This window comes from Fenollaria massiliensis (assembly GCF_000312505.2).
GTDB classification, from domain to species: Bacteria; Bacillota; Clostridia; order Tissierellales; family Peptoniphilaceae; genus Fenollaria; species Fenollaria massiliensis.
Map to the genome: position 1 here is coordinate 77,697 of NZ_HG326227.1, position 25,560 is coordinate 103,256.

Sequence of the window (25,560 nt, forward strand, 5' to 3'; positions counted from 1 at the left end):
ACCTAAGGGAGGTAATATAATGAAAAACTCAAATCACAGATCATGCGTCTTGCTAGTTTCTTTATTTCTAATCTCATTGATTGGATTTAAAGACTATGGCGTTATGGTTAAACCTTTCGTTAGCAAAGATAATGTAAAATTTAGCGATAAAGAAATTGTTAACATAATAAATGAAGATAATGACTCATATACAGTTAGTAAAAGCGGAAAAGTTATAGATATTTCTAAAGATTATTTGATAGTTACGCACAAAGATACAAAGATGTATAAAGTAGTGTCATTTACAGGTATTGCTGCGTCTAAGGGGCTTGCTCCTTTTGATTACTTGCTACCAGGAGATACTGTTGAGTTATTACAAAAAAGTGACGATGGATACATATTTGTAGACTCTAAGAAACGTGTTGGATTTATTGATATTAAAGATTTAGAGAATATCAAAGAAGCTAATTCAACACAAGCATATTCAAAGGTTAATAAGACTTTAAAGTCAGGAGATAAAACGCTTGCATTAAAGAGAAACGATAAGGTTAGTGTAATTGCTTATGACGGACAAACATTTACATTAAGTGATGGAACTAATTCATTTAAAGCTCATAAGAACGATATATCATTAACAGAATTAAAAGAAGAAAAAGTAGAAGTAGACAGATCAGCATACGCTGGCAGAAACGATGTCGCTGGACTTATAGATTTTGCTAAATCGCAAATAGGTAAGCCATACGTATTCGCGTCAGCTGGACCAGATAGCTTCGACTGCTCTGGCTTAGTTTATTATTGCTACAAGAGTGTTTTAGGTATAACTGTTCCAAGATCATCAGCAGCTCTTGTTTCATGCGGTGTTTCTGTTGAGAGAGAAGATTTACTTCCTGGCGATATACTTTTATTTAATACATCAGGTTCTGGTATATCACATGCAGGTATTTATATAGGGGGCGGCAAGATGGTCCATGCATCAAGTGGACAGCTTATGAGCGTTGTTATTTCAGACATCGACTCAGGTTATTATTTGCCAAGATTTGTCGCAGCTAGAAGAGTAATTAAATAATTTATATTGAGCTCCTATTATGGAGCTCTTTTTCATGTCGGGTGCATGAGATTATTTTCATGTATGAGCCTCAATAAGAAAGGTCTAGTTATATCTAGACCTTTTTCTTTGCTATTTTATTTTTTCTTTGCTATTTTATTCTTTCTTTGCTATTTTATTCGCAGTGATCACATTTTATCTCGTGGTGATTGCAAACTGAATTTCGTACCTCACTAGGAAGTTTTCCTTTGTATCTCTTGTAATATATGGAGAATTTACTTGCCGATGTGTATCCAACAGACTCTGCTATCTCTTTTATAGGCAGCCCTGTGTTTAGTAGAAGTGTTTCAGCCACATTCATTCTTTTTCTCTGAGTATACTCTGTAATGCTTTGACCATATTTCTCTTTGAATAGATTTTTTAGTTTAGTTCCGCTCATTTTAGATATTTTTTCAAGAGTCCCTTGTTTTACATTCGTTTCAAAATGATCTTCTAAAAATCTAGCGACATCTTCAAGAGCTTTATCATCATCAATTTCAATTTTATATTTTTTTCTATTTAAGTATGTGTCAATCACTATACTTATCCACTCATTTGCCTTAGCTTTAAAGAAAAAATCAGCGGCGGGGGCATCCATCTTACAATTTAAAATTTCCATAGCCACTTTTTCTAAGGACTTTGTAAGAATAATTTGATTCGGTTGAAGTAAAGCTGAATAAAATGATTCTGTATCTATATTTATAGCTTCAAGATGTTTTTCTATTAGTTCTTTTTTAAAGCCAATGGAAACGGTAAGAAAATAACAATTCTCATGCAATAAAAAAACAAAATCATCTTTTATATTATCAAAATCAAAAGTACATAAAGAGTTCGCGGTAAGCGTTTGATATGGATTAAATTTTTCTCCGTTTGCGCTAACTATGTAGCTTGTGTAAATTGATACATAGTCTGCCATGCTATAGGTACTATTTCGAATTACTTCTTCTTTAATATAAAAATCATGTATATCAATAATGAAGCCGTCTCCTTCATAAAACCAATATAGGCCTTCTCCATAAGTAGAGTCCTCTTTTTTCCAACAAAAAGTGTGGCCTGCACTTGAGTACTTCTTATTGTTTTTACATTCATCCACCATCATAAACTCTTTTACAAAATCATAATATGTCATAATACACCTATCCCTTTTAGACAATATCCCTAATAGACTTAGTTAGCCGCAGCTATTGCATAATTAATTATAGCTGATGTATAATAAAAAAGCAAGGATAATATTTGCTAGCAAAGAAAATTTTATCTAAAAGGAATATCAAAGAAAGGAGATAATATTATGAAGATTTACAAAAAACTATTTGCTTATGTACAGGATAAAAAATATCTTGGTTTTTTAGCTATAGTCTTTTCTGCTATATCTGCTGTACTTACGGTATATGGATTTTATTTAATCTACAAATTTCTGGATAATTTAATAATTAATTCAGATTTATCTGGTGCAGAGAGCATAGCATTAAAATCTGTTATCACACTAACAAGTGGAGCAATATTTTATTTTGTTTCAGGAATGTTTTCACACTTATTGGGATTTAGGCTTGAAACAAATTTAAGGAAGAGGGGGATCGATGGTTTAGAGAAAGCTAGTTTTAGGTTCTTTGACTTAAATCCATCTGGTCAAATAAGAAAGATCATAGATGACAACGCCGCACAAACCCATCAGGTAGTAGCACACATGATACCTGATAGCTCTCAGGCAATAGTTACACCAGTACTTGTACTAGCACTCGGCTTTATAGTAAGTATAAGAGTTGGTATCACTTTACTTGCTCTTACAATAATCGGAGGCTTAATTTTGGGGGCAATGATGGGCGAGCAAAAATTTATGCAGATATACCAAGAAGCTCTATCTAAACTAAGCGCTGAAACTGTTGAGTACGTTAGAGGGATGCAAGTTGTAAAGATATTTAGAGCAAATGTTGAGTCATTTAAAAGTTTCTACAAGGCGATAAAGGATTACTCGAAGTATGCTTATGATTATTCACTATCTTGTAAAAAGCCTTATGTTTTGTATCAATGCTTATTTTTTGGACTGATTGCAATTTTAATTATTCCTATAGTTTATTTTATGACTAGCTTAGGCAGTACCAAGGTGATTTTACTTGAGCTTATCATGATTTTATTTTTATCAGGAGTTCTCTTTGTTTCATTTATGAGGATGATGTGGTACTCCTTGAACATCTCTAGAGGAAATTATGCAGTAGATACTTTAGAGGCACTTTACAAGGATATGCAAAAAGACAAATTAGTGCATGGCAATGTCAATAATTTTAAAAACTATAATATAGAATTTGAAGGTGTAAGCTTTGCTTATAACGATAAAGCTGTCATTGAAAATTTATCCTTTAAATTAGAAGAAGGAAAGTCCTATGCACTAGTCGGTTCATCCGGATCAGGCAAATCAACAGTAGCAAAACTTATATCAGGTTTTTACAATGTTAATGAAGGAAGCATAAAGATAGGCGGGATGCCAATATCTGAATATTCTGACGAAGCCTTAATTAAAGCCATATCCTTTGTTTTTCAAAGTTCAAAATTATTTAAGAAAAGCATTTATGACAATGTTGCTTTAGCTAATAAAGATGCGGGCAAAGATGACGTTATGAGAGCCTTAAAATTAGCAGGATGCGATTTGATACTAGACAAATTCCCAGAAAGAGAAAATACAATCATAGGCTCAAAAGGAGTTTATTTATCTGGCGGAGAAAAACAAAGAATTGCAATTGCTAGGGCAATTTTAAAGGATTCCAAAATTATTATTATGGATGAGGCATCAGCATCTATTGACCCAGATAACGAGTTTGAATTGCAAAAAGCTTTCAAAAATCTTATGAAGGATAAAACAGTTATCATGATTGCTCACAGGCTATCTACAATTAAAGACCTTGATGAAATACTTGTGATGGATTGTGGGAAAATTATAGAAAGAGGCTCTGACAAAGAATTAATGTCAAAAGATACAAGGTATAAGAGACTGCAAGAGATGTTTAACAGTGCGAATGAATGGAGGGTTTCAAATGAAGGAGTTTTATAAAAAAAGATTTGCTCTTACAGATAAAGGAGCAAGAAATTTAAGTAAAGCAACGCTGGCTTCATTTTTCGTTTATTGTATAAACATGCTTCCTGCAATATTACTAATGATTTTTGCTCAGGAAGTTTTGGAAAATATTGTTAAAAGCAAGGGATTTTATATAGTATTCTCAGTTTTGACCTTGATAGCAATGTATATTTTGCTTTCTATCGAATACGATAAATTATATAGCACAACATATCAAGAAAGTGCGGACTTAAGAATAAGGACAGCGGAGAATTTATCAAAATTACCTCTGTCATACTTTTCTAAACATGATATTTCAGACCTAGCACAGACAATCATGTCTGATATTGAAGGTATAGAGCATGCAATGAGCCACTCGATACCAAAAGTGGGCGGTATGGCACTCTTCTTCCCACTAATATCCATCATGATGCTAGTTAGCAATGTCAAGATGGGTTTAGCTGTAATTATTCCAACGATATTGAGCTTTATATTCATACCTTTATCTAAAAAATATTCAGTTAAGGGAGAAAAAAGATATTATGACGTTCTAAGAGAAAACTCAGAAAGCTTTCAAGAGAATATCGAGATGCAAATGGAGATTAAAGCCTATGGCTTATCAGAAGAAATGAAAGAAAAGCTATATGAAAAAATGGATAAAAGCGAAAAAGTGCACTTAAAGACAGAAATAACTACAATTTTAACTATGTCTATATCTTCAATATTTAGTTTTATTTCCCTTGCTGTTGTGATATTTGTTGGTGTAAATTTAATTATTAATAAAGAGATAAGTGCTCTCTACCTTGTTGGATATTTACTAGCAGCTATGAAGATAAAAGACGCTTTAGATGCATCTAAAGAGGGCTTGATGGAAATATTTTATTTATCGCCAAAAATTGAAAGACTAAAAGAAATCCAAAATCAAGAATTACAAGAAGGCGATAACTATAATTTAAAAAAAATTGATATTGATCTAAAAGATGTTGAATTTGCCTACAATAAAGACGCAAAAGTTTTAGATGGCGTAAGCTTTAAAGCAAAGCAAGGCGAGGTCACTGCTTTAGTAGGCGCAAGTGGCTGCGGTAAAACAACTATCTTGAAACTTATATCAAGACTTTATGATTACGACGAGGGACAAATCTTAATCGATGGCAAAGATATAAAAGAAATATCAACAGAATCCCTTTTTGATAAGGTGTCTATTGTTTTCCAAGATGTAGTTCTATTTAATCAAAGCGTTATGGAAAATATTAGGATCGGAAAGCAAGATGCAAGTGACGAAGAAGTTAAAAGAGCAGCAAAACTTGCAAATTGCACAGATTTTATAGAAAAAATGGATAAGGGTTTCGATACAGTTATTGGTGAAAACGGTGCTGAACTATCAGGCGGAGAAAGACAAAGGTTATCAATAGCCAGAGCCTTCTTAAAAGATGCACCGATATTGATCTTAGACGAGATAGCAGCAAGCCTTGATGTTGACAATGAGAAAAAAATTCAAGAGTCTTTAAACAATTTAATTAAAGATAAAACTGTTGTCATCATTTCACACAGAATGAAATCCATAGAAAATGCAGACAAGATTGTAGTTCTTGAAAACGGAAAATTAGAAAGTGAAGGCAAGCATGAAGAGCTTTTACAAAAATCAAAAGTTTACAAGAATTTAATAGAAAAAACAAAAATGGCAGAAGAATTTATTTATTAGGAGGTTTAAAATGAATAAAAATAATATGAATGGTCTAAAAACAAAGGATTTGATTACTATAGGGGTTTTCACAGCTCTCTATTTTATATTTAATATGATTGGTGGAATGCCTTTTGGAATGAATCCTGTATTAACCTTTTATCAGCCAATGGGTAGTGCTCTTTTATCAGGAATAATATTTATGTTTCTGATCTCGAAAGTGGCTAAAAGGGGAACTATTGCTATTTTGGCAATAATAATTTGTATTTTGAGATTTGCAACTGGCATGCATTGGGCTATGGGTCTTGGAACTTTAGTTATGGGGATAATTGCTGAATTTATAGCAGGAAGCAAGGCTTATAAAAGTAAAAAAATTAACATCCTATCTTTTGGAGTATTTGCACTTGGAGATATAGGGACTTTTGTCGTATATTTTATGGATCCTAAGTCTTGGTCAAATGCAATGATAGAAAAGGGGACAGATATAACATATATAGAGTCTATGAATGCAGCAGCTGCTGATTGGATGATTTATGTTATTGTAATTGGAACTTTTTTAGTTGCTTTATTTAGTGCTTTTATAGGTTCTAAACTTTTGAAAAAGCAATTTGAAAAGGCGGGTATTCTATGATTTCAGGAGAATTGAATACACATATTAATCCATGCACAAAAATAGTTTTGCTATTTTTGTGCATAATTATATCTAGTATATTGCCATCAATAGAATATGAATTAGCTTTTGTAGCATTAATTGCTATTTTTAGTCTTATAAATAGAAAAATAAAAATTGCATTTACTGGGATATTAATATATCTATTAGTTTATTTTCTTAGTATTTTAACTGTAAGATACGGAAGTAATACTTTTAGAAGTATATTTATGCCGTTTTTGGGTTTAGTTAATAAAATTTATCCGGTATGTATGCTTTCTATGACAATACTAAGCACAACGAAAGTGGGGGAATTTTTATCTGCTATGGATTACGTTAATGTTTCTAAAAAAATTTCTATTCCCCTAGCAGTAATGCTTAGGTATATGCCAACAGTAAAAGAAGATTGGCGATATATAAAAGATTCAATGGGGCTTAGAGGGATTTCTCCATCCTTTTTTGGATTTATAAAAAACCCTTCTTTAACCGTAGAATGCATTTATTCTCCTATGATAATTATGGCAGCAAAAGCAGCAGATGAATTAACTATAGCTTCTATCACAAGAGGAATTGAATCACCAAATAAACGAACTTCAATTATAAGAATTAATTTTGGAATTTTAGATTATTTATCTCTAATAATTGGAGTAATAATTACTGCATTTACAATATATTTGAGGTATTTTTATGATTAAGTTAAATGAAGTTTGTTTCAAATATAGAAACACTAAGGATATTAGCCTAGATAATATAAATCTAGAAATAAAAAAAGGAGAGTTTATTTTAATATGTGGTTCTTCTGGATCTGGCAAAACCTCTATTACAAGGCTTATAAATAAGTTGATACCATATTATTATGAAGGAGATTTAAATGGTGATGTAAAAAATAAATGATAAATTATTATCTAACTATCAAATGTTTGAACTTTCAAAAAATGTCGGAAGTGTTTTTCAAAATCCTAGAACCCAATTCTTTAATGTGGATACAAATAGTGAAATTGTATTCGCACTAGAAAACCAAGGAGTAGAAAGAGAAATTTTAGAAAAGAAATTAGATGAAACCTGCAATAAATTAGAAATAAATAAACTAAAAAATAGAAATATTTTTCATTTATCTGGAGGAGAGAAACAAAAAATTGCTTTTGCATCAGTTTATGCAACAAATCCAGATATTTATTTACTTGATGAGCCTTCTTCTAATTTGGATATACCGACAATAGATATATTAAAAAAACACTTATCAATGTTGAAGGAGAGTGGTAAAACAGTTATTATATCTGAACATAGAATCTATTATATAATGGATTTAGTTGATAGAATTATTTATATGAAGAATGGGAAAATTGATAAAATTTTTTCCAATAAGGATTTTTTAAGTTTATCTGAAGATGAAATTAAGACTATGGGTTTAAGAACAAGAAACAAACCTAGTTTAAATATAAAAGAAAAATCACCAATTATAGATAAGTCTTATTTACAGGTAAATAATGTTTCAATTTATAGGAAAGATAAATGCCTTATAGATAGACTTAATTTTTGTGCAAACAAGGGTGATATTATTGCTGTTTTAGGATCTAACGGCATAGGGAAAACTACTTTTTTAAGAACTCTTTGCGGACTTTATACTGATTATAAGGGTGAGTTTATTTTAAAATCTAAAAAAATTGATGAAAAAGCAAGAAAGCAAATATCTTATATGGTTATGCAAGACGTAAATTATCAATTATTTGCTGAGAGTGTCTTTGCTGAATGTAAATTAGGGATAAAGAATGTAAAAGATGATTTAATTAATGAACTGCTAAATGATTTTGACTTATATAATTATAAAAACAGCCACCCTAACACTTTGTCTGGGGGACAAAAGCAAAGACTTGCCATAGTTTGTGGACTATTGTGTAACAAAGAAATTTTTATTTTAGACGAGCCTACAAGTGGGCTTGATTATAAAAATATGCTTAAAACTGTAGAATTATTGAAGTCACATTCAAAAGATAAAATAATTTTTATAGCTACCCATGATTTTGAATTTGCAAGTTTAATTTGTAATCGTGTATTAGATTTAGAAAAAAAACAAGATATACGTGTGATATAATAGAGAAAATTTTTATAAAAATATCTGAGCTAATTAAAAAATATAGAAATAAAGATAAAATAATTTTTATCGTTTCACACGACATAGAATTTTTAAATGAAGTAGCTGATGAAGTTTATGAATTATAAAAAAGTTTATATAAAATTTAAAACAGCAATATTTATGAGAAGGGTCTAGTTATATCTAGGCCTTTTTCGTATTATACAATTGAGTACTTATATAATACGAAGCAATATAATCAAAACTTTAAGATTTTGTATATTACTTTTTTATATAGATTTTCTTTATAAAAAATGCTTTTAATATGAAGCAATTTATGATATAATAATTAAATATAGATAATGGGGTTATTGTATGCAAAAATGGTTTTTGAAAAATAGAAATGCTGAAAATTATACGGCAGTTAAAAATATAGTAAAAGATGATTTATTAGCAAAAGTTCTTTGCAATAGAGGTATTGTAGAAGAGGGAGAAGTAATTGATTACTTAAATGATGACTACTCTTTAATCTACAGAACAGAAGGCCTTCCGGATTTGGAACCGGCTCGTAAAATTATTAAGGACGCTATTGACAATCACAAAAAAATCAGAATCGTTGGCGATTATGACTCAGATGGCATCATGTCTACTACGCTTTTACTAAGAAGCCTTAAGACATTTAGAGCAGAGACTAGCTTTGAAGTGCCTGATAGAAAGCAAGATGGCTACGGCATTAACAAGCGCATTGTTGACGGCTGTATAAAAGACGACGTTTCTGTCATAATTACTTGTGACAATGGTGTATCAGCCTTTGAAGCTGTGAAATATGCGAAAGATAATGGCATCAAGGTCATTGTGACAGACCACCACTTACCAAAAATTGAAGATGGTAAAGAGATTTCTGTTGAAGCGGATGCAATAATTGATCCAAAAGTAGAAAAATCTTCATATCCATTCAAGGATATATGCGGTGCCTTTGTGGCGTTTAAGCTAATCACATATATTAGCAAGGACTATGAATTTAATGCGGATTTAATTGATGAAATTATTCAGTATGCCGCATTTGCAACTATAACAGACATTATGCCGCTACTTGATGAGAACAGAGATTTGATTAAAAGAGGCTTAGAACTAATAAATTCAAGACCAGCCAAGGCATTTTACCACTTGAAAAATGAGCTAAAAGTTGATAAGGAGATAAATGTATTTCATATTGGTTTTATTTTAGGGCCATCAGTCAATGCTATAGGCAGGTTAAGCAATGCAAATCACGCGATTGCAGCTTTTGAGTCTTATGACGATGATAAGATTATAGCCATCTGCAAAGAGTTATACGCTTTAAATCAAGAGAGAAAAGATTTAACAGAGCTTGGTTATGAAGTAGCTATCAAAGAGATAGAGGCAGATGAAAATTTTCTTGATAAAGATGTAATAATTGTAAAATCAAAAGATATAGAAAGAAGCGTCGCGGGTATTGTAGCTGGAAGGCTTAAGGAAAGATACTATAGGCCAGCTATAGCTTTATACGAAGAAGACGGCGTTCTGTATGGTTCAGCTAGATCAATTGAAGAATACAATTTATTTGATGAGCTAAGCAAGGCAAAGGATTTTTTAAGTGGCTTTGGTGGACACAAATTAGCGGCAGGACTTGAACTAAAACTTGATAATTATGACAAATTCGTCACATTTATAAATAACAATTCAAATTTAACGGACGAAGATAAGATAGAAAAAATTTACATCGACGCTTTTTATCCAATTGATTTTCAAAAGTTTTCGATTTTTGATACGATTGAAAAATTAAAACCATTTGGGGAGAAGAATCCGGATGTGTTATTTGCAGACAAGGATCTTGTTTTAAAAGATATAAGCGTTTTCGGACAGAATCGCAACGTTATAAAGCTAAAATTTAGAACTAAGCTTGACAACATCATGACGGCGATACTATTCTACAAAGAAGAAGAGTTTAAAAAAGACTACGAAGACGAGTTTAATTCGGATATTTACAGAGATTTAGCGAGTGGCAAAGAGATAATCATGGATATTTGCTACAATCTTAGAATAAATGAGTATATGAACAATAAAAATCTTGAAATAAATGTAAAGCACTTTAGATTTAGGAGGTGAGCTTATGATAGAAGATTTAATTAAAATTATTGAAAAATATATGACTGAAGAGGAAGTTGCCTTTGTAATGAAGGCTTATGAATATGCAAAATTAATGCATAAGGATCAAAAGAGAAAGTCTGGTGAGCCTTATATTATTCACCCTGTCAATGTCGCTATCATACTAGCTGACCTTGATATGGACGTTGAAACCATTGTATCTGCTTTATTACACGACGTTGTTGAGGACACTCCAGCTACTTATGATGACATTAAAGAGATGTTTTCTGAAGATGTGGCTAAGATTGTTGACGGCGTAACTAAGTTAAACAAGCTTAATTATAAGAGCTCTGAGGCTTTCCAAGCAGAAAATCTTAGAAAAATGATTCTAGCTATGAATAATGATATAAGAGTCATAATAGTTAAGCTTGCGGATAGACTTCATAATCTTCGTACGCTTGAGTACATGAATGAAGAGAAGAGAAAGCAAAAGGCTCAAGAAACTATAGAGATATATGCACCACTTGCTGGAAGGCTCGGAATTTTCAAGATTAAGTGGGAACTTGAGGATTTATCATTAAGATATCTTGATCCAGAAGGATACTATGATTTGGTAGAGAAAATCAATAAAAAGAGAAGTGAACGTGAAAAAGAGATTAATGAGATTATTAAGAAGATATCAGCAGAGCTTGATAAGCAAGAGCTTCACTACGACATAAGCGGTAGGCCTAAGAATTTCTACAGCATATACAAGAAAATGAAGGGCAAGAGCAAAAGTTTTGAGTCCATATATGATTTGATTGCGGTAAGAATTTTGGTCGACACAGTTAAGGACTGCTATGCGGTTCTTGGTATAGTTCACTCCATGTGGAAGCCTCTTCCAGGAAGATTTAAAGACTACATAGCCATGCCTAAGCCAAACATGTATCAATCGCTTCACACAACAGTTATATCAGATACTGGCGAGATATTTGAAATACAGATCAGGACATATGAAATGCATGAAGTGGCCGAGTATGGTATCGCTGCGCATTGGAAATACAAGGGCGGTAAGACTCAGGGTAAAGACGTTGATAGCAAGCTTGATTGGTTAAGGCAATTACTTGAGTGGCAAAAAGATTTAAAGGATCCAAAAGAGTTTATAGATACACTTAAGATAGATTTCTTCGATGATGAAGTATTTGTATTTACACCAAATGGTGATGTTGTCGACCTTCCAGAAGGATCAACTCCAGTTGACTTTGCTTACAGAGTTCACACAGGCGTTGGTAACACTTGTGTTGGCGCTAAAGTCGATTCAAGGATAGTTCCACTAAACTATAAGCTTAAGAATGGTAATATAGTTGAGGTTATCACACAAAAATCATCATCAGGTCCAAGTAGAGACTGGCTGAAATTTGTTAAGAGCCCAAGAGCTAGACAAAAGATAAAACAATGGTTTAAGTCTAAGGAAAAAGACATCAGCATAGAAAAAGGCAAGGAGCTATTTGATAGAGAAGCGAAAAAACTTGGCCTTGAAACAAATATTTTAGATAATGAAAAAATTTATCAAAAATTAGCAAAAGAGCTGTCGATAAACTCGATTAGTGATTTATTTGCGTCCATTGGATATGGCAATTTTAAAGAAAAATTAGTTATAAATAAAATTTTAAATATTAAAAATGCTATTGAAAATGTTGGCTTAACAAAAAATGAAGATGATTATCTAAAGAGCTCTTCATCGAAAAAAGACGCTACGGGCGTTAGAATAGATGGACTTGAGGGCATGAAGATAAAGTTTGCTAAGTGCTGTAACCCAGTTCCTGGTGATGAAATCATTGGTTTTGTTACTAGAGGCTATGGTGTATCTGTTCATAGAAAAGACTGTACAAACATTGCTAATTATCTTGACTCAGACAGATGCTTAGATGCCGAGTGGGACACTGAAGCTAGTGATAAATTCCTTGCAAATGTTACAATTAGAGCGGTTGACAGAACTGGTATACTATCAGAAATAACCGCTATGGCTAAAGAAGCCAATGTTGGTATACAATCACTGAGCGCTAAGAGCAATACAATTAGCGATATATTTATATATTTGACGTTTGAAGTAGTAGGAAAGGATGAGCTTGATAAGATGATACAAAAACTTAAAACGATAAATGGAATTTTGGATGTTTACAGGGCATAGATATGAGAGCAATTGTACAGAGAGTAGAAGAAACTCGATTAGAAGTTGATGAAAAGCTTGTAAGCGAAATAAATGGCGGCCTTTTGGTGTATATCGCTGTTGAGGATGATGATACAGAGGCAGATCTTGAATATATCTTCAAAAAAGTCACTAATATGAGAATTTTTTCTGATGAAGATGACAAGATGAACCTATCTGTTCAAGATGTTCATGGCGAAATACTTCTTGTTTCGCAGTTCACTTTATATGGTGACGCAAGAAAGGGCAATAGACCAAATTTCATGAGAAGCGCTAAGGCTGAGAAAGCTGAAAGCTATTACGAAATATTTAAAGAAAAATTAAAAGCAAGTGGAATAAAATTTAAATCAGGAGTTTTTGGAGCAGATATGCACATACATGCGCATCTTTCTGGACCTGTGACAATATTATTGGATTCGAAGAAGGAGTTTTAAATGAATATTTTTAAGAAAAATGTTGGTGTATATGGATCAAATTCATACATTATTAGTAATGATGATGGCGATGCAATAATCATAGACGTTGGCGGTAATGCTGATGATTTATATGCTTATATGAAAGAACATAATCTAAATCTAAAAGCGATTTTACTTACACATGGTCACTTTGATCACGTTTTAGGCGTAAATGCGCTAAGAAAATTAACAGGAGCACCATCATATATATCAAAAGATGATTATGATATGACACAAAGAACAGATTTTATGCTAAATGACAAGATGAGAAATTACATAGATGAACCTATAAACATAGACCACACAATTGATAAAGAGGGTCCAATGAAATTTGGTAGCATTGAGCTTAATGTAATAAAAACTCCTGGACACACAAAGGGCGGATTAACTTATCAAATAGGTGATAACTTATTTGTTGGTGACACTATATTCTTCCACTCAGTTGGCAGAAGCGACCTTTATGGCGGGGACGAAGCTGAACTTATGGATTCAGTTAATAAAGTTTTGAATTTAGAAGGCAATTACACAATATATCCAGGACACAGCATGAACACTAGCTCAGAAGAGGAAAGGGCAAACAATCCTTACGTCAATGCTAAGAGAAGCTAGTATAAAGAGGATAAAAGAGCTCTTTTGGGAATTTCAAAATATCAAGTCTGGCGTTATTTATGAAATTTTGGATGATGGTGTAAAATTTTCTATAGATGGCAAAGAGAGAACGCTAAGTGGTTTTGATAAATTGACAAATAATGAGATGAAATCTCTTATTTACAAAGAGTTTTTAAAAGAAGGCATAAATCTTCCTTGGGGCATACTTACTGGAATTAAGCCAATGAAGCTATATGCTAAATCAGATGATAAAGAGGCTTTTAAAGAAAAATTCTTTATTTCAGATGAAAAATTTGAGCTGATGGAGAAAACTTTTAAAAATCAAGTGCTTGGGTTCAATCCAAAATATAGTTTATATGTGCACATACCATTTTGCAAGGGAATTTGCTCCTATTGCTCATTTTATACAAATGACATCACTAAAAAATCTTTTGATTTTACAAAATACATTGACACAGTTATCGATGAGATGAAATTTGAGAGTAAAATTAGTGATATATCAGAGCCTGACAGTATATACATAGGCGGTGGAACACCATCTGCGATTGATAAGGCCAATATAGAAAGATTATTAAAATATATCAAAGAAAATTATAAATTTAAAGAGCTAACTTTTGAGTGCGGCAGAGCCGATACTATGGATAAGGAACTCTTTGATATACTTGATAAATATGGTGTTACGAGGATTTGTATCAATCCGCAGACTATGAATGAAGAGACACTTAAGAGAGTTCATAGAAATGCGAGCCTTGATGAGCTTTACAAAGTTTATAAGCTTTCTAGGAACTATAATTTTGATATCAATATGGATTTAATCATAGGCCTTGAAGGCGAGAGGAGAGATGATTACACCAATTCAGTTAAAAAGCTTATAGCTATGAGACCTGAGTCCATCACCATACACAATTTAGCTTTAAAGAGAAGGGCAGTTCTTGCTCAGGAAGATTTTAAGCTTGAAAACATCGATTTATCAAAAGAAATTTACGCTATGCTTTATGCGGCTGGTTATGAGCCATACTACATGTACAGACAGAAGATGACAAACTCAAATCTTGAGAATCTTGCTTTTTCATTAGCTTGTAAGGCGTCTATTTATAATGTGATTTCGATGAATGATTTAAGTAGTATATACGCTTTTGGTGCTGGAGCCGTATCAAAATATATTGACAATGATAATTTAGAGCGAAAATTTAATTATAAAGACATTGATTTGTATATAAAAAACGTTTATAATAAAGATATATAGATTATTGGGAGGATATTTATGGAAACAATGGGAAACTTGCGCAGGAGTGACTACTGTGGCGAATTAAGAATGAAAGACATAGAAAGGGAAGTTATTCTAATGGGCTGGGTGCAAACTCAAAGAAACTTAGGACAACTTATCTTTGTTGATATAAGAGATATAAGTGGTATATCTCAAGTAGTTTTTGACGAGACTATCACTAAAGATGTCTTTGAAAAAGCTAAGGGACTTAAGGGTGAGTATGTTATTGCCGTTAGAGGAAAGGTTAGAGAGAGATCTCAAAAGAACCCACACATCCCAACTGGTGATATCGAAATTTTAGCCGAAGAGCTTAAGATACTTGATACAGCTCAAACACCGCCTATCTATGTAAAAGATGATGACAATGTTGGCGAGCAAATGAGATTAAAATACAGATTTCTTGATTTAAGAAAGCCATTCATGCAAAAAACTCTTATGACAAGAGCAAAAATTTACAAAGCTTTCAGAGACTTTTTAAATGATCACAGATTTATAGAGATAGAAACACCTATGCTTGGCAAATCAACTCCAGAAGGAGCTAGAGACTACATCGTTCCAAGTAGAGTTAATCCTGGAAAGTTCTTTGCCCTACCACAATCACCACAATTATTCAAGCAATTATTAATGGTTTCAGGCATGGATAGATACTATCAAATCACTAAGTGTTTTAGAGACGAAGACCTTAGAGCTAACAGACAACCAGAGTTTACTCAAGTCGATATTGAAATGAGTTTCGTTGACGAAGACGACGTTATGTCAATCAATGAAAAGCTTATAGCACATATATTTAAAGAAATTTTGGATATAGATATAAAGCTTCCTTTAAGAAGAATGCCATTTGACGAAGCGATGGATAAATATGGCGTTGATAAACCAGACTTAAGATTTGGATTTTTAATTCACGATGTGAGCAGCATATTTAAGAACAGCGGCTTTAAGGTATTTAAAGATACTGTTGATGCTGGCAATATGGTTAACGCAATCAACATAGACGGTTATCAAGAAAAATTTACAAGAAAAGATATTACTAAGCTAGAAGAATTTGCTAAGACATTCGGAGCAAAGGGTCTTGCTTGGGTTAAGTATGTAGATAATGAATTTACTGGTCCTATAGCAAAATTCTTTACTGATGAAGAAAAAGAAGCTCTTATTAAAGAGATGGATATAAAAAATAACGATTTAATTTTATTCGTAGCAGATAAAAAATCTGTTGTTAAGAAAACTCTTGGCAACTTAAGAAATGAAATTGCTAAAGAATTAAATTTAAACGATCCAGATAAGTTTGAACTACTTTGGATAACAGACTTCCCACTATTTGAATACAGTGAAGAGGAAGGAAGATACATGGCTATGCACCATCCATTCACACATCCAAAAGTTGAGGATATACCATATATCGAAGAAAGAAAAGATACTGTTAAGGCAAAAGCATACGACATCGTTATCAATGGCGAAGAAATTGGCGGAGGAAGTATAAGAATCAATAACTCCGATTTACAAGAAAAAATGTTTAAGGCACTTGGCTTTACTAAAGAAAGAGCTGAGGAACAATTTGGCTTCTTCATCGAGGCCTTCAAGTACGGAGCTCCACCACATGGAGGAATTGCCTACGGTCTAGATAGATTCGTTCAATTGTTAACAAAGCATGACAATATCAAAGACGTTATCGCTTTCCCTAAGACACAATCAGCAACAGACATATTAACAGGAGCACCAAGCGAAGTTGATGACAAGCAATTACATGAAGTATCTATAAAGGTAGATATAAATGAAGCCGCAAAGAACGATTAGGACTAGAGTTGTTTTAGGAGACGAAATTTTTAATAGTTTTAAAGATGTTAACATTTTAATTGTTGGTATAGGCGGTGTTGGTTCATTTACCTTAGAGTCCTTAGTTCGCTTTGGCATAGAGCATATCACTATAGTTGATTTCGACACAGTTAGCGAATCAAATATTAATAGGCAAATTTTAGCTCTCGATGATACCATTGGCAAGAAAAAAGTTGATGTGATGAGAGAAAGACTTCTTAAGATTAACGATGAACTTGATATAAGATGCATTGATAAGATTTATTCTAAAGAGATTAATGATGAAATCTTTGACAGGCAATACGATTATGTAGTTGACGCCATCGATATGCTTAAAAATAAAATTGAGCTAATCGAGACTTGCCTTGAAAAAAATATTAAAATTATCAGCGCAATGGGATGTGGCAATAAGCTTGATCCGACAAAACTTGAGATATCAACGCTTGACAAGACGAGCGTATGTCCATTAGCAAGAAAATTAAGACAAAAGATAGATAAAAGAGTACAAAAGAAAATTAACGTGGTTTATTCAAAAGAAGAACCTATAGAGAAGAAATTAAAGGATGATGGTAAGGTGGTGACAGGGTCTATATCCTTTGTAACAGCTACAGGCGGTTTATTAATCGCATCAAAGCTTGTTAGAGACCTATTAGATGGAAGAAAATGAAAGCATAGGCAGAATTATTAAGATAGAAGATGGCGAAATGCTTATATCTATGAAGAGGGACTCAGCATGTGGCTCGTGCGAATCGTGCGCAGCTGGATGCGATTCAAAAGAGCACCTAGTTAAAGCAAAGCCAAGAGCAAACTACAAGGTAGGCGACTTAGTATCTATAAGAGTTGATTCGAGAAAGATGCTTAGAGGGGTAATGATGGTATATTTAGTACCTTTACTAGCATTTTTGATAGGAATTTTTGCTTCAAACTACATTTTTAAAAAATTTAGCTTTAAAATTCCCGACTTTTATAGTATAATATTAGGTGTAGTCCTATTAATAATATCTTTATTCATAGTTAAGTCTTATGACAAAAGATATTCTAAAGGAGACAATGATTTATTAATCATAAATAAGCTAAATTAATTTTATTTAAAGGGAGGAAATTAGGATGGATTTTGACAATCTAAAAAAGACAGACAAAGAGATTTTTGATGTCATTGAAAAAGAACACAATAGACAACAAGATCACTTTGAAATGATAGCATCTGAAAACTATGTTTCAAAAGCTGTTATGGAAGCAATGGGAAGTGAACTAACTAACAAGTACGCTGAAGGATATCCAGCAAAGAGATATTATGGCGGATGCGAAGTAGTTGACATCGCTGAAAACATTGCTAGAGACAGACTTTGCAAGCTATTTAACGCTGAACATGCAAACGTTCAACCACACTCAGGAGCTAATGCTAACATCGGTGTTTACTTTGCTGTATTAAAACCTGGCGATAAGGTTTTAGGTATGAACCTTAGCGAAGGTGGTCACTTAACACACGGTTCACCAGTTAACATCTCAGGATCATTCTTTGATTTCGCTGCTTATGGAGTTGACTCTAAGACAGAAGTTATTAATTATGATACACTTAGAGAGATAGCTCTAAAAGAAAAACCAAAGCTAATAGTAGCAGGTGCAAGTGCTTATCCAAGAATTATTGATTTCAAGAAATTCAGAGAAATCGCTGACGAAGTAGGCGCTATGCTAATGGTAGACATGGCACATATCGCTGGATTAGTAGCTACAGGCTTACATCCATCTCCAGTACCTTATGCTGATTTTGTTACAACAACAACACACAAAACATTAAGAGGACCTAGAGGAGGAGCTATACTTTGTAGAGAAGAAAACGCTAAGAAACTTGACAAAGCTATATTCCCAGGAATCCAAGGCGGACCACTAATGCACGTTATAGCTGCAAAAGCAGTTGCATTTGGTGAAGCACTTAAACCAGAATTTACAGATTATTGTAAACAAATTTTAGCAAATGCTCAAGTACTTGCTAAAGAACTTGATAAATACGGATTTAGATTAATTTCAGGCGGTACAGATAACCACCTAATCTTAATCGATATTAAGAAGAAAGGCTTCACAGGTAAAGAAGCTGAAGCAATGCTTGGTGAAATTGGTATTGCAGTTAACAAAAACACAATTCCTAACGAAACAGAATCTCCATTCGTTACAAGCGGTATCAGAATTGGTACTCCAGCTTTGACAACTAGAGGATTCAAAGAAGACGAAATGAGAGAAGTTGCTGAAATCTTCAGAGATACATTTGATACATCAATTGACAGAAAGAAAATTAGACAAAGAGTATCAGATATCTGCAAGAGATTCCCAATGTACGAAGGAATATTCTAAAAAACGAATAAATATTATATTAGAAGCGAGAGATTATCTTTCGCTTCTTTTTTGTGCAAAAATTTTTATTGCATATTAAAAATTATTAATGAATGATATATTATTAAGAAATATATTTTAATGAGAAAATATCTTTCTTAATACTTATTAAGTGTTGAAAACTGTTAATCTTTGTGTTATAATAGTTAGGATAAGGAGGTGTCTGTATGAATAGAGCTGTAGTTAGTATAGTAGGTAAACCAAATGTTGGTAAATCAACTTTATTTAATAAAATTGTTGGTAGAAGAATATCTATCACTGAAGACACACCTGGTGTAACAAGAGACAGGATTTATGCTGAAGCAAGCTGGCAGCAACACGTTTTTGATGTTATCGACACAGGAGGACTTGATCCTTTTGACGATGACAAGATTATGTCAAACATCAGAAAGCAAGCGAACATCGCTATAGAAGCTTCTGACGTGATATTATTTATTGTTGACGGAAGAAATCCAGCGACAGCACTTGATCATGAGATTGCAAATATATTAAGAAAATCAAATAAAAAGATAATTTTAGTTGCAAATAAGACTGAAGGCAAAAGAAAAGATGAATTTTATAATGTTTATGAACTTGCCTTAGGCGAACCGATGTCAATATCTGCTGAGCAAGGACTTGGTATAGGAGATCTTCTTGATGAGATAATTAAGAATTTCCCTGAGGATAGAGACTTCGAAGAAAAAGAAAACTTATTAAAAGTAGCCTTTATCGGAAAGCCAAATGTTGGTAAATCATCTTTAACTAACAGAATTTTAGGTGAAGAAAGAGTTATAGTAACTGACATCGCTGGAACTACAAGAGATGCTATCGACTCATACATCAATATCAAAGGACAAGAGTTTATGTTCATCGACACAGCCGGTCTTAGAAAAAAATCAAGAGTAGATTCATCGGTAGAAGCTTATTCACAAGTAAGAACGCTTTCAAGTGTTGATAGAGCTGATGTATGTGTATTTTTGATAGATGCTGTAGAAGGATTTACTGAACAAGACTCAAAAGTAGTAGGATATGCTCACAATCAAGGTAAAGCGATAATTATCTGTGTAAATAAATGGGACATAGTGGAAAAAGATTCTAAGACTATGAAAACATTTACTGACAGTCTTAGAAATAACTTGCCATTCTTATCTTATGCGCCAATATTATTTATATCGGCTCTAACTGGTAAGAGGGTTGATGAACTTATTGACAAGATCATGGAAATTAATGAATCATACAGCCATAGACTTTCTACTGGTTTATTAAATGATATAATTTCTAACGCAACACTAATCAATCAACCGCCATCTGATAAGGGCAAGAGACTTAAGATACTTTATGCAACTCAATCAGGAACTAGACCACCAGAGTTTACCATCTTTGTAAATGATAAAGAATTAACACATTTTTCATACACAAGATTTTTGGAAAATCAAATAAGAAATGTTTATCCTTTCGAGGGAACATCTATAATTATAAACTATAAGAACAGGAGCGAGTAATGAAAGGCGTATTACTAATTATCATTACTTACTTAATTGGATCAATCTCTAACTCATACATCTTAGGCAAATTATTTAAGATGAAAGACATTAGGGATTATGGCAGCAAAAATGCCGGCGCAACAAACATGATTAGAGTTTTTGGCGCGAAGCTTGGCTTAATCACACTTTTTTTAGATGTATCTAAAGGCGTTCTAGCAGTATTTTTATCCAGATACTTTGAAGTGGATTTTGCTCAGTACATCGCTTTATTAGGAGTAGTACTTGGACATGACTTTCCATTTTATCTAAATTTTAGTGCAGGAAAAGGCGTATCAACTACTATAGGCGGCTTATTACTTATAGACTACAAATTCGCTCTAGCAGTGATGGTATCTATGTTTTTAATAGTTTTAATTACAAAATACGTTTCATTATCATCTTTACTTATGTTCTTAGCGTTTTTCATATACACTTGGCTTAAGTTTAAAGAGATAAATTTAGCAGTTCTAATAAGTTTTGCTGTTGCTTTAATAGGTATATTAAGGCACTCTAAGAACATAACTAGATTAATAAAAGGCGAGGAAAATAAATTATATATATTTAAAAAGTGAGGCAGAGTTTTGAGAATTTCAGTAATAGGTGGAGGTAGCTTCGGTTCAGCTCTAGCTATACACCTAGCAAAGAGTCAAGAAGAATTAAGTCTATACATTAGAAATAAGGATTCTTACAATTTAATAAAAGAAACTCGAATGAACAAAAAATATTTAAAGGATGTTAAAATTCCTGAGAATATATTTTTAATTAATGACATAGAAGAAGCGGTTAAAGACGCTGATATCGTTGTACTTGCGGTACCTAGTCAAGAACTAAGAAATGTTTTAAAGACTATAGAAAAGTATATTGACGAAGAGAAAATTTTTGTCAATGTTAGCAAAGGTATTGAAATAAGTACGCTTAAGACTATGAGCGAAGTTTTTTATGACTTCAATCCAAAGGCAAGATTTGTTTCACTATCTGGTCCATCACACGCAGAGGAAGTTGCTGTTGGCATACCAACAACCATTGTCAGCGCATCAAAATCTGTTTCTGATGCAGAGCTAATTCAAGATATATTTTCAAATGACAATCTAAGAGTTTATGTCAATGATGACCTTTTAGGTGTTGAACTTGCTGGTGCAACTAAGAACATCATTGCTCTAGGAAGCGGTATATGTGAGGGGAGAGGCTACGGTGATAATACTAAGGCGGCTCTAATCACAAGAGGCATACATGAAATAACAAAGCTTGGGCTTGCACTTGGCGCTAAAGCATCGACATTCTATGGACTTGCAGGTATAGGCGATTTGGTTGTTACTTGCACTAGTAGACACTCAAGAAACAAAACTTGTGGTGTATATATAGGCGAGGGATTATCGGCAGAAGGCGCTATTGACAAGGTAGGCATGGTTGTCGAAGGCATAAAAACTACTAAATCAACTTATATGCTTAAAGAAAAATATTCGGTTGAAATGCCTATAGTTGATATGATGTACAAGCTTTTATATGAAAACTATCCTCTAGACAGCGTTGTTGCTGAGCTTATGGGTAGACCACTAAAGCATGAGATGGAAAAATATGAAGATAGATAAGAAGAACGGCAAGGGCTTTTCAAGCTTTTTAGGAGCGTTAGTAGCCTTCATATTCATAATCGTAGCATTTAATACTATAATCACATCATTTTTTAAAAAAGACGTTAAGACCGAAACACCTGTTGAAGAAGTTTTTTATAATTCTGTTGTGATGAATGCGGCATTAATCAAGACTGAAGAGGTTTATCAAGCAGGAAGACATTCTTATTTCACAACTCAAGCCAAAGAAGGCGAAAAAGTTAAGAAAGGTCTTGAGAATTTAAGCGTAACTAAGAGCGCAAACGATGTGATTGATAAAAAATTAGCAGCAATAAATAAAAGACTTAAGGATCTTGATTATGATACATCTGATGATATTGGCTTAGATAACAAAGTGATGACATCAAAAATTAAGGCTTTACAGATAAGTATAAATCAAAAGAGATACGAGGATTTATCTCAAATTTTAAATAGCACTGAAGATGATGAGGATAAATACTATGAAAGTATTAAAAATTACTCCATTGACAAGCTTTTAGAGATGAAGGATGAACTACTTATAAATAAAAGAAGCGATGCACCATCAATTAGAGTGTCAATGTCAGGTATAGTTAGTTATTTTATCGATGGACTTGAAGATAAGTACACGAACAAGAATTTTGATGCTATATTCGAAAAAGATTTACTTGAAGATAGCAAGAGCTACAGTATAAACAAAGCGCAGAGCAATGATAAGTTCAAGATATTTGATAATTTTTCTATGAATATCTTGGCCTTTTCTAACAATGAAAAACTCGAAGATGTTAATGTAAATGATGTAGTCCTAATTGAGTGGGACTTGACTGGGACTAAAACTTATGCTAGAGTACTTAAGAAGGAAAAAGTTGATAAGACTTATAAATTTTTATTAAATATCAGAGAGAGAATATCTGAGCTTTATAAAGATAGATTTTCTAAGATGGAAATAATTTTTGATGAGTACAAAACTTTTAAATTGCCAAAGAGTGCTTTAATTGATAAAGGTAGCGAAAAAGGGGTATATATTAAAGACATAGATAATACCATTAGATATAAAAGAGTGCTTTTAGTCGGCAGTGACAGAGATAACATATATGTGATGAGAACTGACGATAACGGGCTAATGAAGTATAAGAAGCTAAAATTTAGAAGTATAAAGTATTATGACGAAGTTGTGGTATTCCCATCGACTGTAAAGGAGGGCGACATACTATAATGAGTGTAAAAGAAAATTTAATAGATCTTTTAGAATCTATTGATAAAGAAATAGATCTTGCTGGCAGAAAAAAAGACGAAGTAAAATTACTTGCAGTTACAAAAACTGTAGATATTAATCGAATCAAAGAGATTAAAGAATTTGGTCTACACGAGATTGGCGAGAACAAAGTTCAAGAGATAGAAGAAAAGTATGATGCTTTAAAGGATGATTTCGAATTTCACATGATAGGCAGTCTTCAAAAGAATAAGATAAATAAATTACTTGGCAAGATTAAGCTGATTCATTCGCTTGACAGCCTAAGCCTTATCGAAGCGCTTGACAAGAGACTAGCAAGTAATAATATGGAATTAGACGGTTTATTGCAAGTAAATATCTCTAAAGAGGAGTCAAAGAGCGGCTTCTACAAAGATGAAGTAGAAGAAGTTTTAGAAAAAATGCAAAAGTACAAGAACCTACATATACTTGGCTTTATGACTATGGCTCCATTTACAGAGGATGAGGCTGTTGTCAGAAGCACATTTAGAGGTCTTTACGAGCTAAAAGAAAAGATGGCTAGCAAAAAATTTGACAATGTCAATTTAAAATATCTATCCATGGGTATGACGCACGATTATAAAATAGCAATACAAGAAGGCTCAAATATTTTGAGGATTGGCTCAAAGATATTTGGCGAAAGAAATTATTAGGAGGTTTATTATGGGTTTTATGGACAAAGTTAAGTATTTCTTAGGATTCGGCGATGACGATTACGATGAAGAATACTATGACGATGAAGATGAAGTTGTAGAGGAAGAGCCACAAAAGGAAACATCTATCTTCTCAAGAAAAAAGAAAAGGAAAATGTTGTTCCTATTCAAAGAAAAACTGGATCTATGGTGATCACAGTACAAGAACCACTTGGCTACGATGAAGCGCCACTAATTATTGACGATTTAAGATTAGGCAAGGCAGTTGTTGTTAATTTTGAACAACTAGAAGCAAGTGTAAAAAGACAAATTTTTGACTTTATCAATGGCGGCATCTACGCTATCGACGGAAGCATTCAAAAAGTGACTAGAGACATCTTTGTTTTAGCACCAAAGAACATTGCAATAGACGGCTTAAAAGATGAACTTAAAAGCAGAGGCATGTTTCCATTTTAATGAATAAGTCAAAAAATTTAGATAATATCAGTACTGAGAACAAAGAAATTGCAAGAAGGGTTATAGATCTTTGTGAGATCGTGGCAAAGACTAGGTCTATACAGTGCACAGACTTCTACAACCCTTTTGAAGTGAAGGAGATTTCTTCACTTATCAATACGTATGATACTATAAGTTTTAGCCTTATTGGGAATGAAGATTCTGAGAGTAAGGCTATTTTAATTTATCCTGATTACATGAATGAAGTAAACGCAGCTGATTTTGTAAGCCTTATACATGTAGACAAGAAGGATTATGATATTGCTCATAAAGATGTTTTAGGCTCACTTCTTTCACTTGGCATCAAGAGAGAGAAGGTCGGTGACATAATTATTAATGACGAGGCTATATATTTTTATATTAGAAACGAAATTTTAGATTATGTTTTACTCAATTTAGAAAAGATAAAAAATTACGGAGTAGACCTTGAGGTGATTGATTTAGAAACGCCTCTAGCTCGCGCGATAGATTATGAGGAAAAGCTTGTGACGTGCGCATCAGCAAGACTTGATTTGGTATTGGCAAATGTTTATAATTTATCCAGAAGTGATGCAAAAAACGCCATAGAAGCAGGTCTTGTGAAAATAAATTACAAGGTGACATACAAGATTAGCGAAACGCTTGATGTAGGCGACATGGTATCTATGCGTAGACGCGGACGCTTTATTGTAGGCGATTACTTGGGTCTTAGTAAAAAGGATAAACTTAAACTTGTTATAAAAATTGTAAAGTAGGTGTTA

At 32.9% G+C, this 25,560-nt stretch carries 25 protein-coding genes; 24 read left to right on the plus strand and 1 reads right to left on the minus strand.

Features of this window, described 5'->3' with window-relative positions:
• The first annotated feature begins 19 nt into the window (after positions 1-19).
• Positions 20-1,045, plus strand: a complete 1,026-nt coding sequence (locus BN30_RS09650) for a C40 family peptidase (protein WP_019214628.1) — start codon at positions 20-22, stop codon at positions 1,043-1,045.
• Positions 1,046-1,199: 154 nt separating this feature from the next.
• Here the strand turns inward: BN30_RS09650 and BN30_RS06150 are convergent, their stop codons facing one another.
• On the minus strand, positions 1,200-2,192 hold the full coding sequence (locus BN30_RS06150) for a helix-turn-helix domain-containing protein (RefSeq protein ID WP_019214629.1): 993 nt from the start codon (positions 2,190-2,192) through the stop codon (positions 1,200-1,202).
• A gap of 159 nt (positions 2,193-2,351) precedes the next feature.
• Between BN30_RS06150 and BN30_RS06155 the strand changes: the two genes are divergently transcribed.
• The 23 genes from BN30_RS06155 (at position 2,352) to BN30_RS06255 (ending at position 25,554) form a co-directional block, all read left to right on the plus strand.
• On the plus strand, positions 2,352-4,106 hold the full coding sequence (locus tag BN30_RS06155) for an ABC transporter ATP-binding protein (protein WP_019214630.1): 1,755 nt from the start codon (positions 2,352-2,354) through the stop codon (positions 4,104-4,106).
• On the plus strand, positions 4,090-5,811 hold the full coding sequence (locus BN30_RS06160; RefSeq protein WP_019214631.1) for an ABC transporter ATP-binding protein: 1,722 nt from the start codon (positions 4,090-4,092) through the stop codon (positions 5,809-5,811). Before BN30_RS06155 ends, BN30_RS06160 begins: the two co-directional genes overlap by 17 nt.
• 10 nt (positions 5,812-5,821) lie before the next feature.
• Positions 5,822-6,421 (plus strand): MptD family putative ECF transporter S component, encoded by a 600-nt coding sequence (locus tag BN30_RS06165; protein ID WP_019214632.1) that lies wholly within the window; start codon positions 5,822-5,824, stop codon positions 6,419-6,421.
• Positions 6,418-7,134 carry an energy-coupling factor transporter transmembrane component T gene (locus BN30_RS06170; protein WP_019214633.1) on the plus strand — a complete coding sequence of 239 codons (717 nt, stop codon included), beginning with the start codon at positions 6,418-6,420 and terminating at the stop codon, positions 7,132-7,134. Before BN30_RS06165 ends, BN30_RS06170 begins: the two co-directional genes overlap by 4 nt.
• Positions 7,127-7,333, plus strand: a complete 207-nt coding sequence (locus BN30_RS10410) for an ATP-binding cassette domain-containing protein (protein WP_019214634.1) — start codon at positions 7,127-7,129, stop codon at positions 7,331-7,333. The genes BN30_RS06170 and BN30_RS10410 overlap by 8 nt, the downstream gene beginning before the upstream one ends.
• 22 nt (positions 7,334-7,355) lie before the next feature.
• Entirely contained in the window at positions 7,356-8,531 is a 1,176-nt protein-coding gene (locus BN30_RS10415) for an ABC transporter ATP-binding protein (protein ID WP_278244162.1), read from the plus strand.
• 354 nt (positions 8,532-8,885) lie between these two features.
• Positions 8,886-10,637, plus strand: a complete 1,752-nt coding sequence (gene recJ, locus BN30_RS06180; protein WP_019214636.1) for a single-stranded-DNA-specific exonuclease RecJ — start codon at positions 8,886-8,888, stop codon at positions 10,635-10,637.
• Positions 10,638-10,641: 4 nt separating this feature from the next.
• Positions 10,642-12,786 carry a RelA/SpoT family protein gene (locus tag BN30_RS06185; protein ID WP_019214637.1) on the plus strand — a complete coding sequence of 715 codons (2,145 nt, stop codon included), beginning with the start codon at positions 10,642-10,644 and terminating at the stop codon, positions 12,784-12,786.
• A 2-nt stretch (positions 12,787-12,788) separates the two neighbouring features.
• The gene (gene dtd / locus BN30_RS06190) at positions 12,789-13,238 is read left to right on the plus strand and encodes a D-aminoacyl-tRNA deacylase (protein WP_019214638.1); all 450 of its coding nucleotides are present in this window, start codon (positions 12,789-12,791) and stop codon (positions 13,236-13,238) included.
• The gene (locus BN30_RS06195; RefSeq protein WP_019214639.1) at positions 13,239-13,868 is read left to right on the plus strand and encodes an MBL fold metallo-hydrolase; all 630 of its coding nucleotides are present in this window, start codon (positions 13,239-13,241) and stop codon (positions 13,866-13,868) included.
• On the plus strand, positions 13,852-15,114 hold the full coding sequence (gene hemZ / locus BN30_RS06200; RefSeq protein WP_019214640.1) for a coproporphyrinogen dehydrogenase HemZ: 1,263 nt from the start codon (positions 13,852-13,854) through the stop codon (positions 15,112-15,114). Before BN30_RS06195 ends, hemZ begins: the two co-directional genes overlap by 17 nt.
• Before the next feature lie 18 nt (positions 15,115-15,132).
• Positions 15,133-16,926, plus strand: coding sequence for an aspartate--tRNA ligase (gene aspS / locus BN30_RS06205; protein WP_019214641.1), 1,794 nt, complete (start codon positions 15,133-15,135; stop codon positions 16,924-16,926).
• The gene (locus BN30_RS06210; protein WP_019214642.1) at positions 16,904-17,611 is read left to right on the plus strand and encodes a tRNA threonylcarbamoyladenosine dehydratase; all 708 of its coding nucleotides are present in this window, start codon (positions 16,904-16,906) and stop codon (positions 17,609-17,611) included. The genes aspS and BN30_RS06210 overlap by 23 nt, the downstream gene beginning before the upstream one ends.
• Entirely contained in the window at positions 17,598-18,026 is a 429-nt protein-coding gene (locus tag BN30_RS06215; RefSeq protein ID WP_019214643.1) for a SoxR reducing system RseC family protein, read from the plus strand. Before BN30_RS06210 ends, BN30_RS06215 begins: the two co-directional genes overlap by 14 nt.
• A 25-nt stretch (positions 18,027-18,051) precedes the next feature.
• The gene (gene glyA, locus BN30_RS06220; RefSeq protein WP_019214644.1) at positions 18,052-19,293 is read left to right on the plus strand and encodes a serine hydroxymethyltransferase; all 1,242 of its coding nucleotides are present in this window, start codon (positions 18,052-18,054) and stop codon (positions 19,291-19,293) included.
• A gap of 206 nt (positions 19,294-19,499) precedes the next feature.
• The gene (der, locus tag BN30_RS06225) at positions 19,500-20,813 is read left to right on the plus strand and encodes a ribosome biogenesis GTPase Der (protein WP_019214645.1); all 1,314 of its coding nucleotides are present in this window, start codon (positions 19,500-19,502) and stop codon (positions 20,811-20,813) included.
• Positions 20,813-21,406, plus strand: coding sequence for a glycerol-3-phosphate 1-O-acyltransferase PlsY (gene plsY / locus BN30_RS06230; protein WP_019214646.1), 594 nt, complete (start codon positions 20,813-20,815; stop codon positions 21,404-21,406). The genes der and plsY overlap by 1 nt, the downstream gene beginning before the upstream one ends.
• Before the next feature lie 9 nt (positions 21,407-21,415).
• Complete coding sequence (locus tag BN30_RS06235) at positions 21,416-22,423, plus strand: NAD(P)H-dependent glycerol-3-phosphate dehydrogenase (RefSeq protein WP_019214647.1); 1,008 nt, start codon at positions 21,416-21,418, stop codon at positions 22,421-22,423.
• Entirely contained in the window at positions 22,410-23,636 is a 1,227-nt protein-coding gene (locus BN30_RS09235; protein WP_019214648.1) for a biotin/lipoyl attachment domain-containing protein, read from the plus strand. The genes BN30_RS06235 and BN30_RS09235 overlap by 14 nt, the downstream gene beginning before the upstream one ends.
• The gene (locus BN30_RS06245) at positions 23,636-24,325 is read left to right on the plus strand and encodes a YggS family pyridoxal phosphate-dependent enzyme (protein WP_019214649.1); all 690 of its coding nucleotides are present in this window, start codon (positions 23,636-23,638) and stop codon (positions 24,323-24,325) included. The genes BN30_RS09235 and BN30_RS06245 overlap by 1 nt, the downstream gene beginning before the upstream one ends.
• A 10-nt stretch (positions 24,326-24,335) precedes the next feature.
• On the plus strand, positions 24,336-24,518 hold the full coding sequence (locus tag BN30_RS10085) for a hypothetical protein (RefSeq protein WP_019214650.1): 183 nt from the start codon (positions 24,336-24,338) through the stop codon (positions 24,516-24,518).
• Entirely contained in the window at positions 24,512-24,781 is a 270-nt protein-coding gene (locus tag BN30_RS10090) for a cell division protein SepF (protein WP_019214651.1), read from the plus strand. Before BN30_RS10085 ends, BN30_RS10090 begins: the two co-directional genes overlap by 7 nt.
• Positions 24,781-25,554, plus strand: coding sequence for a YlmH family RNA-binding protein (locus BN30_RS06255; protein ID WP_019214652.1), 774 nt, complete (start codon positions 24,781-24,783; stop codon positions 25,552-25,554). The genes BN30_RS10090 and BN30_RS06255 overlap by 1 nt, the downstream gene beginning before the upstream one ends.
• The last annotated feature ends 6 nt before the right edge of the window (positions 25,555-25,560 follow it).